Source organism: Flavobacterium sp. GW823-FHT06G12, from assembly GCF_058794775.1.
In genome coordinates this window covers 130,504-142,346 of sequence record NZ_JBXAHE010000006.1, presented here as the reverse complement: position 1 = coordinate 142,346, position 11,843 = coordinate 130,504, and the positions used below count along the sequence as shown (strand labels likewise).

The 11,843-nt window shown below is 33.0% G+C and carries 12 protein-coding genes and 1 tRNA gene; 3 read left to right on the top strand and 10 right to left on the bottom strand.

Features of this window, described 5'->3' with window-relative positions:
• Positions 1-9: 9 nt before the first annotated feature.
• The 4 genes from AC1Q5Z_RS21120 to AC1Q5Z_RS21105 form a co-directional block, all read right to left on the bottom strand.
• On the bottom strand, positions 10-570 hold the full coding sequence (locus AC1Q5Z_RS21120; RefSeq protein WP_198858376.1) for a DUF5683 domain-containing protein: 561 nt from the start codon (positions 568-570) through the stop codon (positions 10-12).
• Positions 570-1,472 carry a ParB/RepB/Spo0J family partition protein gene (locus AC1Q5Z_RS21115; protein WP_095929441.1) on the bottom strand — a complete coding sequence of 301 codons (903 nt, stop codon included), beginning with the start codon at positions 1,470-1,472 and terminating at the stop codon, positions 570-572. The genes AC1Q5Z_RS21120 and AC1Q5Z_RS21115 overlap by 1 nt, the downstream gene beginning before the upstream one ends.
• 5 nt (positions 1,473-1,477) lie before the next feature.
• Complete coding sequence (locus AC1Q5Z_RS21110; RefSeq protein WP_008464569.1) at positions 1,478-2,245, bottom strand: ParA family protein; 768 nt, start codon at positions 2,243-2,245, stop codon at positions 1,478-1,480.
• 217 nt (positions 2,246-2,462) lie between these two features.
• Positions 2,463-2,867 carry a septal ring lytic transglycosylase RlpA family protein gene (locus AC1Q5Z_RS21105; protein WP_492446707.1) on the bottom strand — a complete coding sequence of 135 codons (405 nt, stop codon included), beginning with the start codon at positions 2,865-2,867 and terminating at the stop codon, positions 2,463-2,465.
• 229 nt (positions 2,868-3,096) lie between these two features.
• Here AC1Q5Z_RS21105 and AC1Q5Z_RS21100 point away from each other — a divergent pair, with 229 nt between their 5' ends.
• On the top strand, positions 3,097-5,268 hold the full coding sequence (locus AC1Q5Z_RS21100) for a pectate lyase-like domain-containing protein (RefSeq protein WP_492446705.1): 2,172 nt from the start codon (positions 3,097-3,099) through the stop codon (positions 5,266-5,268).
• Positions 5,269-5,425: 157 nt separating this feature from the next.
• Here the strand turns inward: AC1Q5Z_RS21100 and AC1Q5Z_RS21095 are convergent.
• Positions 5,426-5,500: transfer RNA gene (locus tag AC1Q5Z_RS21095), tRNA-Pro, on the bottom strand.
• Positions 5,501-5,677: 177 nt separating this feature from the next.
• Here AC1Q5Z_RS21095 and trxB point away from each other — a divergent pair.
• A complete protein-coding gene (trxB, locus tag AC1Q5Z_RS21090) occupies positions 5,678-6,625 on the top strand; it encodes a thioredoxin-disulfide reductase (protein ID WP_198858372.1) in 948 nt (315 codons plus the stop codon).
• Between the two features lie 144 nt (positions 6,626-6,769).
• On the opposite strand, the gene AC1Q5Z_RS21085 is transcribed toward trxB, so the two are convergent.
• From AC1Q5Z_RS21085 to AC1Q5Z_RS21065, 5 genes are all read right to left on the bottom strand, one after another.
• A complete protein-coding gene (locus AC1Q5Z_RS21085; RefSeq protein WP_343588421.1) occupies positions 6,770-7,603 on the bottom strand; it encodes a GIN domain-containing protein in 834 nt (277 codons plus the stop codon).
• Positions 7,604-7,686: 83 nt separating this feature from the next.
• Entirely contained in the window at positions 7,687-8,421 is a 735-nt protein-coding gene (locus AC1Q5Z_RS21080) for a head GIN domain-containing protein (RefSeq protein ID WP_278020509.1), read from the bottom strand.
• Between the two features lie 3 nt (positions 8,422-8,424).
• Entirely contained in the window at positions 8,425-10,182 is a 1,758-nt protein-coding gene (locus tag AC1Q5Z_RS21075) for a PspC domain-containing protein (RefSeq protein ID WP_492446704.1), read from the bottom strand.
• Between the two features lie 3 nt (positions 10,183-10,185).
• The gene (locus tag AC1Q5Z_RS21070; protein WP_008464689.1) at positions 10,186-10,518 is read right to left on the bottom strand and encodes a PadR family transcriptional regulator; all 333 of its coding nucleotides are present in this window, start codon (positions 10,516-10,518) and stop codon (positions 10,186-10,188) included.
• Between the two features lie 126 nt (positions 10,519-10,644).
• On the bottom strand, positions 10,645-11,124 hold the full coding sequence (locus tag AC1Q5Z_RS21065) for a DUF4870 domain-containing protein (RefSeq protein WP_343588527.1): 480 nt from the start codon (positions 11,122-11,124) through the stop codon (positions 10,645-10,647).
• A gap of 230 nt (positions 11,125-11,354) precedes the next feature.
• On the opposite strand from AC1Q5Z_RS21065, the gene AC1Q5Z_RS21060 reads away from it, so the two are divergent.
• Positions 11,355-11,807: a DUF4442 domain-containing protein gene (locus AC1Q5Z_RS21060; protein ID WP_286970763.1), complete on the top strand. Its 453-nt coding sequence runs from the start codon at positions 11,355-11,357 to the stop codon at positions 11,805-11,807.
• The last annotated feature ends 36 nt before the right edge of the window (positions 11,808-11,843 follow it).

Below are 11,843 nucleotides of genomic sequence, written 5' to 3'. Positions count from 1 at the left end.
TTCAATCTATTAAAACTTATAATTAAAGGTTAGTCCGACGTTTGGTTTAAATGTTACATCGGCAGGATAAATTTCTGGACGCATTGAGAGTCTTTCATTTACGTTAAACTGTATCAAAGCCGCGTCAACATTGGCATCAATAATGTTTAAAACATAAAATCCGACAACAAATAAGGCAGATAAGTCTCTGTTTCTCTGGTAGAATTTTTGACCAGCAACAAGTCGGCTTTCATCCAAATATTTATATTTATCATCATTATAGCCTTCTAATCTTCGTTTGTAGGCGTCACGATAATCGTGGTATTTTTTATTGTTGTCTATGTAGAAATATAAACTTGTTCCAATTGCTCCGTAAACCAATGGAATTTTCCAATATTTTTTGTTGTATGCTTGACCTAAACCTGGTAATACAGCAGAATAGAAAGCTGCTTTTGCTGGTGTAAGCGGGTCTATTTCTTCTAATGCAGTAGTGTCTTTTACGACCAAAACCGTGTCTTTTTTTGCTTGGGCAAAAAGAGAAACGGTTCCTGTTAGAAAGAACAATAGACCAATGGGGACAATTTTATTCACTATCCGTTTATTAATTTCATAATTCTGTTAAAGTCAGCTTCAGAATTAAATGGAATTGTAATTTTTCCTTTTCCGTTGCCAGCGACTTTTATATCAACTTTTGAGCCAAAATAATCGTTAAAACTGTTTTTTTGAGTTTCTCTAACTACGAATGCAGCATCAGCTTTTGGCTTTCCGTCAGCTTTTGGCTGTAAACCTTCGTGATAATTTTTAACTAAAGCTTCTGTCTCACGAACTGATAAATTTTGGCTAACGATTTTTTGATAAATATCGGTCTGAACGTCTAAATCTTCAATGTTGATAATTGCTCTACCATGTCCCATGCTAATAAAACCATCGCGAATACCTGTCTGGATAATCGGATCTAATTTTAAAAGACGTAAATAATTGGCAATTGTAGAACGTTTTTTACCAACTCTTTCACTCATTTGTTCTTGAGTTAATTGAATTTCGTCAATTAAACGCTGGTATGATAAAGCAATCTCAATTGGATCTAAGTCATGACGCTGGATGTTTTCAACCAAAGCCATAACCAAAGATTCGTTGTCATTTGCAATACGAATATAGGCAGGAACATGAGTTAAGCCTACTAATTTTGATGCACGAAGACGACGTTCTCCAGAGATTAATTGATATTTATTAAAATCTAATTTACGAACAGTAATAGGTTGAATTACACCAAGTTCTTTGATTGAAGTGGCTAATTCGCGTAATGATTCTTCATTAAAATTGCTTCTAGGCTGAAACGGATTTATTTCAATCGCACTTATTTCAAGCTCAATGATGTTTCCAACAACTTTATCAGCATTTTTGTCTTCTACTGATTTAATGTCGTTTTCTGGATCTTTTAATAGTGCAGATAATCCTCTTCCTAAGGCTTGTTTTTTAATTACTTTTGTCATAAAAACTATTTACTGTTTTTCTTTATAATTTCTTGAGCTAAATGAATATAGTTTACAGCACCTTTACTTGTAGCATCATAATTAATGATACTTTCTCCAAAACTCGGAGCTTCACTTAATTTTACATTTCGCTGAATTACAGTGTCAAAAACCATGTCGTTAAAGTGTTTTTGAACCTCTTCTACAACTTGATTAGATAAACGTAATCTTGAATCGTACATTGTTAGCAATAAACCTTCAATGTCTAAATCAGGATTGTGTATTTTTTGAATACTCTTAATAGTGTTCAATAATTTTCCTAATCCCTCAAGTGCAAAATATTCACATTGAATAGGAATAACTACAGAATCTGCTGCTGTTAAGGCATTCAAGGTTAACAAACCTAAAGAAGGCGCACAGTCGATAATGATATAATCATATTCTTCTTTTGCTTCTTCCAATGCTTTTTTAAGCATGTATTCACGGTTTTCTTTGTCAACCAATTCAATTTCGATAGCAACAAGGTCAATGTGAGCTGGTATCACATCTACATTTGGAGCTGTACATTTTAAAACGGCTTCTTTTGGTGTTACAGTATGCTCAAGTATTTGGTAAGTTCCAGTTTCAACTGTTTCTACGTCAATTCCAAGACCAGATGTAGCATTGGCCTGTGGATCTGCGTCGATCAACAATACTTTTTTCTCTAAAACACCTAATGAGGCAGCAAGATTTACTGATGTAGTAGTCTTTCCAACGCCTCCTTTTTGATTAGCAATAGCAATGATTTTGCCCATTTATTTTCTGAATTTTGAACCGTAAAAATACAATTATTTATGGTTTTTGAAAATCTATTTTGTTAACATTTGTGAAAGTTCGCTTAATCGTGGTTTCATGGGTGCTTGGCGGAAAATAATTTTAGTTATGAATAAAATTATAATAAGATTTTTGAATAATTTAGTTGATATTCTAGCTGGAAAAAGACAAGAATCTATTTTTGTTTCGAAAAAAATCTTATTTTAAGATTTCAATTGTAACATAAACTAAACCGCTTTTTTTATTTGAAGCAATCTCCATAAATGCTCTTTTACTGAGGTCAATTTCTCGTCCTTTTACAAAAGGGCCTCTGTCAGTAACTTCTACAATTGTAAATTTCTTATTTATTTCGTTTGTTATTTTTAGGATAGTGCCAAAAGGAAATTTTTTATGCGCTGCAGTGAGTTTATTATTATTAAATCTTTTGCCACTTGCTGTTTTTCGTCCATTAAATTTATCATGATAATAGGAAGCGTGTGCATTTTTCTTATATAAAATACTTTCTTTAATTAGCGCACATGAGTCAATAGGAGAGCAGTTTTTTTGCTGTGCTTTAATAATGGTGAAAAAAAGTAAAGCAATAAATAGTACAATTTTTTTCATTTGATTTTTTCTTTCTATTTGCACACAAAAAAAAGCGATTAAAGACAAACAGATGAGTTCAATAAGCTTTCTTTATGTTATAAAAAGGCAAAATATCCAGTTTTTGTAGTGTTTTTGATAAGAAAATTGAATGTTCTAATGAAGATGCGGGTTAAAGATTATTGCTATTTTGGGATTTCTAAAAATTACATTTATTACAATCTATCAAACCACAAAAAAGAACATTCTTATGAGTAAAAAAGCATTCTCATTACTTGCAGTATTTGCGTTTTTTCTGTTTTTATGCAGTTTTGTTTCACCTGATTCGATCAACGAAACAATGGAGGGAAATAAAAAAATAGAACGCAAAATTGTTTACGACAAAAAGAAACATACTATTACATTATCATGGTCGGCTTTTGGCTCTTCGGGAAATTATGTTATTACAAGAGGAGGAAGTCGTTTAGCATCAGAATTTGTGTCAGTGGGATCGACTTCTAAATTGATATTTATTGACAATAAGCCTAATAAAGCTAAATATGAGAATTATTATAAAGTCACTCGTGACAATATCACTATTGTAATTTCTCTCGAAAATCAAATTTTTGGAGACAATATGTATTTCTATGATCGAAAACACGAAAAAACTGAAACTGCACGAGATGAAATTAACTCTCAGTTTAGCAGTATTGGTTTAGGTGGTGCAAATGGCGAATGGACAACAAAACGCCAAGCTTATTACTTTAAACCAAATGTAAATGGTCAGACTTATGATGTTGGTGGTTCTGGTTCTGCATCGTCAAAAGAGGCAAATGCTATAGAGTTGGGGTTTTATTCTCATATTGGAGGTTTAGGAAAAGTGCCTTCTGACGTTAAATTGGGCGCAATATTTACAAGACCGCATCTTTCTGGCGGAGCAAATGCAACATGTACGTTTTGGCGTTCTGTAGAAAACGTAGAAATTATGCGTGATTTTTCGTGGACGGTTTCTCAATCAACGAGCGCAAGAAGACTTTTGATTGAAAGTACTTCTAAGTATATTTCGGATATTGGAGATACCAATTTTTGGGGAAGTGGCGGTTTTATTGTCGATGCTCATTACACTACGTCAAGGCCGAATTGGGGCGGACAGCAACAATGGTATATAAGAAATGCTGTTTTTCCTTCGGGTTCTGGTGCCATGGGAGGTTCTTATAATATGGTGTGGCAAGGTTGCGTCAATGCTCCTGAAGCAGATGATAGTAATTCGCCTATTCCTACGACACCTATTATCAGAGAAAAACCTTTTCTTTTTATTGATAGTGATGGAGAATACAAAGTGTTTGTTCCAGCGTGGCAAAATGATAGAGTTGGGGTTTCTTGGTCTGTGAAAGATATGGGGAAAGGTAAAATTCAAGATTTAATTACGAGTTGGTATGTTGCTAAAGAAGGAGATACCGATAAGGAAATTAACGCAGCTTTGAAAGCTGGCAAAAATATATTTTTTACTCCAGGACATTATGCATTAAATGCTCCAATCCAAGTAAATAGGAAAGATGCGATTCTTTTAGGAGCAGGTATTGGATCAGTTACGCTTGAGCCTACCGAGAAAAATAGTTGGGGATGCATTTATGCAGATGATAAAGATGGAATTATCATTGGGGGACTTTTGATGGATTCATTAAATAGTACCACGTATCAAATTAGAATTGGTAATGAAGGAGCAAATACGGATCACAGTGCAGATCCTATTCTGCTTAGTGATATTACTTGTAGAGTAGGTGGAGTTCAGTCAAAAAATATTCAGATTGAGGCTTCTATGCAAATAAATAGTAATAATGTTGTAGGAGATCATTTCTGGTTGTGGCGTGCCGATCATGGTTCGCAAAAAGGAGGCGATGCACGCTGGACGAGAGATAGATGTAAAAACGGACTTATTGTTACAGGAAATGATGTTACGCTTTATGCATTATTTGTTGAGCATTATCAGGAATACGAAGTGTTATGGCTTGGTGAGCGCGGGAGAACTTTTTTCTTTCAGAATGAACCTCCATACGATGCTCCGAATCAAGCAAGTTGGAGTAGTCAAGGAGGTAGAGTTGATGGTTATGCGGCTTTTAAAGTAGCAAATACCGTCAAAGAACATCATACAGTCGGAATGGGTTCATATGCAGTTTTTACAGGAACGGATGGAAATGTAAATAAGAAAAATGGTTTTGAAATACCAAACAGTCCAAATGTGAAATTGGAGAAAATGTGCATTACTCGGTTTGCTGGATCGGGTAATATTCAAAATGTTATAAATAGTACGGGCGGAAGCACGTCAACTGGTGTAAAACGTGTAGCGTCTTATAATAATAGCGAAGGCACACAGCCTTTTGATGAGGAATTTGTTTTGCCAAAACGTGAATCGTATCCTTCTTATATTAGTATGGGGAAATAATAAAAAAAATCTCGAAACAAAAACTCTGAAGACTATTGGTTTTCGGAGTTTTTTTTTATTTTTCTATTGCGTTTTTTGCTCGTAAAGTTGCAAAAACGCAAAGTTGATGTTTAAGTTTATGGAAATAAAAAAGCCGAACATTTCTATTCGGCTTTTGTCGGGGTGGCAGGATTCGAACCTGCGGCCTCCTGCTCCCAAAGCAGGCGCGATAACCGGGCTACGCTACACCCCGAAGATGTAATTTTTGTTGTAGTGCCCGAAAGCGGATGCAAAGATATAAATAAATTTGATTTGTAAAAGAAAAAAAGGAAAATAAATAAAACTTATTTTAAGATAGCTATTTCAGATTTATTTTCGAGGTTATTTTTTATAATAAAGTTTACATTTGCAACTCAAAAAAACTATTACTATGTCAAATACAATCGAAAAAATTAAATGCCTTATTATAGGTTCTGGTCCTGCAGGTTATACTGCAGCTATTTATGCGGCTAGAGCTAACATGAATCCAGTATTATATCAAGGAATGCAGCCTGGTGGTCAGTTGACTACGACTAATGAGGTTGAGAACTTTCCAGGTTATGTTGATGGAGTAACAGGGCCTGAAATGATGATTCAGTTGCAAGAACAAGCAAAACGTTTTGGTGCAGACATTCGTGACGGATGGGCAACAAAAGTTGATTTTTCTGGAGATATTCATAAAGTTTGGATTAATGATACAATCGAATTACACTGCGAAACTGTAATTATTTCTACAGGTGCTTCGGCTAAATATTTAGGATTGCCATCAGAACAACACTATTTAAATATGGGTGGTGGAGTTTCTGCTTGTGCGGTTTGCGACGGATTCTTCTACAGAAATCAAGATGTTGTTATTGTTGGAGCAGGAGATTCTGCTTGTGAAGAAGCACATTACTTATCTAAACTTTGTAAAAAAGTAACAATGTTGGTTAGAAGTGAGAAATTTAGAGCTTCTAAAATTATGGAAGAGCGTGTTCGTAAAACTGAAAACATTGAGATTTTAATGAACCATGATACAGTTGAAGTTCTTGGAGATAATAATGTAGTTCATGCTATTAAAGCATTAAATAAAACTACGGGAGAAACTATCGAAATTCCTGCAACTGGTTTCTTCGTAGCAATTGGACACAAACCAAATACAGATATCTTTAAAGATTATATCACATTAGATGAAACAGGTTACATCGTAAATACTCCAGGAACATCTAAAACTAATGTTGATGGTGTTTTTGTAGCTGGTGATGCCGCTGATAATGTATATCGTCAAGCAATTACTGCTGCAGGTACAGGATGTATGGCTGCATTAGATGCAGAAAGATATTTAGCTTCTAAAGAATAATAAGTTTTAAGCTTCAAGTTGTTGAAACGTTTAAAACTTTGCTATAAAAAAATCCCAATCTAAAATTTAGATTGGGATTTTTTTGTTTTGTATTCAAATCTTTCTTTCAACTTAAAACCTGAAAGAAAGAAAATCTAACACAAATTATTTTATCTTCTTAAGCAACTTCGCTTCTTCAGAAAAACGCGTAAGCTGTATTGCTGGATTTCCGTAAAGAGAAATTTCTGCTTTGTCACCTATTGCTAAAGAAAGTGTAGTTTCGGCTAGAATACTTCCAACAGCAGAACTTTCAGCAGTTACATTTGCTTCTTTCAAAGTAAATTTTGCTCCTGTAAAAACAGAATTATTGTCTAATCTAATAGTTGCTTTTTCAGCAATACCTTCTATCGCAGCATTTGCTTTTTGATATAAATCACATTTGAATTTTATAGAAGAAACTAAAGATTTAACAACTGCATTTTTGCTCAACTGTAAGATTCCGTCTTCTGCTTTTAAATTTAATTCTGTTCTTGTTTTATCATCTGCTATAAGAGTGAATTTTTTAGAATTTACATTCAAAAATAGTTTAGAAAAATCAAGACAATTCATTGTGATGTCATCTAGATGCAATTCTTGAATAGCATAAACAACGGCTTCATTTTTAGTAATTACTTTTTTCAACGATTTAGTATAAGTAACTTTTACAGATAATTTCTTGAAAATAGTAGATTCTTTATTAGTATATAATCGAAGCGTTTTTTCTCTTAAATCCATTCCTACAATATCGTGCAGGTTGTCATCGGCTTCGATTTTGATCGCATTTTTTTCTCCCTCTTCCAAGTAAACTTCCAGGTTATCATCGACTTCAAGAGCGTCAAAACTTCCAATTTCTTGTAATGAAGTGGTAACGATTTTAGAACCTTTTATTTTTTCTCTTTTTTGTGCAAAAGTCAAGGTTGTAACAAATAATAATAAGAGCAGCGCTGTACTTTTTTTCATTAATTCTAGATTTGATTTTGACAAATATAAAAAAATCATCCACTTTTGATGAATGATTTCTTTTATATTTAACAGTTGTTTGTCTAGCTTTTGCTAACGCTTCCTCCAGAAGTTTCAGATTTTTCAACTTTTTTTGGATTACCGCTGTAGTTTACATTTCCACCGCTAGAAGCTTCTGCTTTTAGACTTAAGATTGGGTGTACAGAAACTGTTCCTCCGCTAGAAGCATCTGCATGAATATCATTTGCCATTAATTCCTCAGCATCAATACTTCCGCCGCTTGAAACAGAAGCGTTAAGGCTTAATGCTTTACCTTTAATTTCTATAGAACCAGCACTTCCTGTATCTATTGAAATTCTATCCGATTCAATATTCATATCCATTGATGCGGCGCTAGAAAGTTCCAAAGTAATATCTTCACCATGAATAAGTCCGCTAGTTTCAACAGTTGATGCGCTAGAAGCTTCAATTCTATTAATTGCAGGCATTTTTACCGTTACCTTTTTTGACGTAATGTTACGGAAAGAGCTGTATTTACATTCAATAATAAGAGTTCCGTTTTCTACTCGAGTAACAATTTCTTTTTGAAGATTATCGTCGGCTTCAACTGTAATTTCTGTTTGGTCAGATTGCTGAATAACTAGATCGATAGCATTACTTACAGAGATATTTTTAAACTCTCCATTAACGGTTCTTTTTTCTGTTGTAACATTTCCGCTTCCTTCAATTGCATTCATGTTAAAGTTGCATGAAGCAAATAATAAAGCCGTAATAGTTATAATTATAAATTTCGTAATATGAATGATTATTTTTATCATGGTTTAGTTAATTTTGATTATCACTCCGTTTTTATCAGTAGTTAGTCTTCCTTTAGTTTTTTTTCCGTTTAAAACTTCTTTTCCGTTAATTTTAACCGAAACTTCTTTTATAGTGTCAGCAGGATCAATTTTAGCATCATTAATTGCTTCATTAACATCTTCGTTGATACTATCGTAGTCAATTTCATCATTGTTTTCATCAGCAGGACAGTTTAAACATTTTACTTTAGCCCCGATAACTTTATAGTTGTAATCTCCTTTATAATTTAATTCGAAGAAATTGTCATCTGAATTGTAATAATCTCTAACAGATGAGTCTGGTTTAATTAGTTGTCCTTCTGGAAGATAAAGGTAAATATCAACTTCTTGACCTCTAAATTTATTTTTAACATCTGTCAGAAAATAGTTATCCAAAATTAAATGATTTCCGTTAACTTGAAACTTGTAATTAATTTTTTCTGCTCTTTTTTTAGCATTTGTAAAAGAGTTTCCTCTTGCACTTTTTTCGATCTGCATAAATGGAGTCGACTCGTCTGTATGCAATACATGTATACGTACATCATTAGAATAAATCAGTTCATTGTTTGCAGAATCTTGTACAAATTCAAATTCTCTATAGTGGTTCAAGCTTTTTGTATAGTAATCATTATACTTGAATTTAATGTATAAAGTATCAGTTGGTTTAATTGCTAGAACTTTTTTCTCTACTACTTTATTATCGTATGAAATTTCAGTAGCCTGTTTGATTCCAATACTAGTAAGAATTGCAATAGATATAATCCAAAGAGCTAAAAGCGTGTATTTTGTAATATTCCCGATTGATTTTAAATTTGGAGATAACAATTTAAATCCTAAAAGTGTTAAGAAGAAAAATGGAATTCCAATTGCAAAGAACATTAATAATCCAAATGACCAAAGCGGATATTCTGCAAAGTTTCCTGCTTCAATAAAATTTTGCCAAGGGAAATCGATAAAAATGTTAGTTCCTAGAGTAAAAACCCCAATCAATAACATGATCAAAGTTGAAAGTCCTGCTATAATTAGAATCACACCTAAAAACTTAGCAAAAATTTTAAAAACCGTCATGACAAAGTCTCCAAATGAACTACTTATTCTCTCAGCTCCCGACTTTACTTGGTTTCCCATTTTATCATAATCTGCATTTTTGAATTTTTCAGAAAGCGTATCAATTTCTTCACGAACTTTTTTTTCGATGTTCGAAATCGTTACTGGCTCTCCTGTCATTTCTAATTTTTCAGAAGTTGTAACCGCTTCAGGAGTTACAATCCAAAGAACGAAATAAGCTAAGATTCCTGTTCCAAAACCTGCAAAAACGAAGATTAAGAATATGATTTTAATCCAAACAGCGTCAATTCCAAAATAATGTCCTAAACCTGTTGCTACACCACCAATCATACCTTTTTCTTTATCGCGATATAATTTTTTGTGTTTTCTTGGGCCGTAATTATTGAAAGATTGGTTTGCGTTTTCTTCATCTTCAATGCGGTAATCTTCTGGCTGACCCATTACTGCAATCACTTCGTCAACATCTTTCAGTCCAACAACATGTTTTTCGCTTTTTTGTTTTTCTGTCAATAATTCAGAAACACGCATTTCGATATCTTTAATAATTTCATCCTGACCAGATGAGTTGTTAAGTGATCGTTTTATAGCGTCAAAGTAGCGTGTCAATTTTAAGTATGCATCTTCATCGATGTGAAAAAACATCCCGCCTAAGTTAATATTTACTGTTTTGTTCATGACTTATTGATTTTGATTGGTGATTAGATTTACGGCGTCAGATAATTCTGTCCAAGTGCCGCTAAGTTCGTTTAAAAAAGTTTGTCCTATTTCGGTTAATCCATAATATTTTCGTGGCGGCCCTGAGGTCGATTCTTCCCAGCGATAATTTAGTAAACCGTCATTTTTTAATCTAGTTAACAACGGGTAAACGGTTCCTTCTACAACTAGTAATTTTGCGTTTTTTAAAGTGTCTAATATTTCAGATGTATATGCGTCTTTTTCTTTTAGAACTGATAAGATGCAAAACTCAAGAACACCTTTGCGCATCTGTGCTTTTGTGTTTTCAATGTTCATAATTTCATTTTGTTTTTTTTTGATTGAACAATTCGTTTTTTGATTGATGATGATTTGATTGATGATTGATTTCGAAACGTATATGATTTGATTGATGTTTCGGCTATAACTTTTAATTTTGTCGTTTTACTTTACAAAAGGAATCGTAAGCGGATATTTATATAATTCTCCGTTTGAAGCTTTTATTGAAGCATAAATCACTAAAAAGAATTCAACAAATTTCAAAACTGCAAAAAGAACGACAGCTGTAATCCCGACACTTAAAATTCCAATGTTTGCTTGAATGTTGAAATTTCTGATTACAAAATCGTCGTCATTAAAAACAGCTTCTATTGGAAGATTCTGCAAGAAAACTGTAATAAAAATTGGGATAGCAATAAGGGCTAAAATTAAAGAGTAAAGCAAAATGCTTAACTGAAAGTTCAAAGCCTGTTTTCCGTGATGATCTGCAAATTCAGATTTGTCTTTGTAACTAGTCCAAATTATTAGCGGAAAAATATAGTTCCCAAACGGAATTATATATTGGCTTAAAGTACTCAAATGAGTAAATGCTGCTGTATTCTTTTCTGATGTTTTTTCCATGATTAGTGGTGTTGTTGTTTCCATGATTAAAAGTATATAGTAATTTCTTATGCAAATATATGGCTAAAAAACAGTATCTTGTTTTGCATAGTACTAATTATTAACAAAAATTTAACAAATTTAAAACTATGAAATTGACTTTAAATTGTTGAAAATCATTCGAAAGTCTTATGTTTATTGGCTTCGTTTTGTTAAGTTAATAATTTATTGTGCGTGCATAGTTTTTTTGTATTTTTACATAAAAAATAAATCATATGGCACTTTCGGTATCAAAACTTAATAAATTCGTCTTATTCAAATTGCCTTCTGCATACTTTTGCGGAGTACGTGTAAAAGATATAAACAATAGCAGTTGTACAGTAACGGTAAAGCACAGATGGATCAATCAGAATCCGTTTAACTCTATGTATTTTGCAGTTCAAGCTATGGCGGCAGAGTTAACAACTGGAGCTTTGGTAATTTCTCAGATTCAACAGAGCGGTAGAAAAATCTCTATGTTAGTAGCCAACAACAAAGGAAATTTTACAAAAAAAGCAACTGGAAGAATTACATTTGTTTGCAATGATGGCCATTTAATTGCCGATGCTATAAAAAGAACAATTGAAACTGGAGAAGGACAGACATTCTGGATGAAATCTATTGGAACAAATGAAGAAGGTGTTCAGGTTTCTGAAATGGATTTTGAATGGAGTGTTCGTTTGAAATAAAATAAAAACTTTTAAATATTAATAAAGGCCTGTTGA

Coding starts and splice junctions, on each gene's coding strand:
- AC1Q5Z_RS21115 (WP_095929441.1), bottom strand. CDS start 1,472: ATGACAAAAGTAATTAAAAAACAAGCCTTAGGAAGAGGATTATCTGCA.
- AC1Q5Z_RS21110 (WP_008464569.1), bottom strand. CDS start 2,245: ATGGGCAAAATCATTGCTATTGCTAATCAAAAAGGAGGCGTTGGAAAG.
- AC1Q5Z_RS21105 (WP_492446707.1), bottom strand. CDS start 2,867: ATGAAAAAAATTGTACTATTTATTGCTTTACTTTTTTTCACCATTATT.
- AC1Q5Z_RS21100 (WP_492446705.1), top strand. CDS start 3,097: ATGAGTAAAAAAGCATTCTCATTACTTGCAGTATTTGCGTTTTTTCTG.
- trxB (WP_198858372.1), top strand. CDS start 5,678: ATGTCAAATACAATCGAAAAAATTAAATGCCTTATTATAGGTTCTGGT.
- AC1Q5Z_RS21085 (WP_343588421.1), bottom strand. CDS start 7,603: ATGAAAAAAAGTACAGCGCTGCTCTTATTATTATTTGTTACAACCTTG.
- AC1Q5Z_RS21080 (WP_278020509.1), bottom strand. CDS start 8,421: ATGATAAAAATAATCATTCATATTACGAAATTTATAATTATAACTATT.
- AC1Q5Z_RS21075 (WP_492446704.1), bottom strand. CDS start 10,182: ATGAACAAAACAGTAAATATTAACTTAGGCGGGATGTTTTTTCACATC.
- AC1Q5Z_RS21070 (WP_008464689.1), bottom strand. CDS start 10,518: ATGAACATTGAAAACACAAAAGCACAGATGCGCAAAGGTGTTCTTGAG.
- AC1Q5Z_RS21065 (WP_343588527.1), bottom strand. CDS start 11,124: ATGGAAACAACAACACCACTAATCATGGAAAAAACATCAGAAAAGAAT.
- AC1Q5Z_RS21060 (WP_286970763.1), top strand. CDS start 11,355: ATGGCACTTTCGGTATCAAAACTTAATAAATTCGTCTTATTCAAATTG.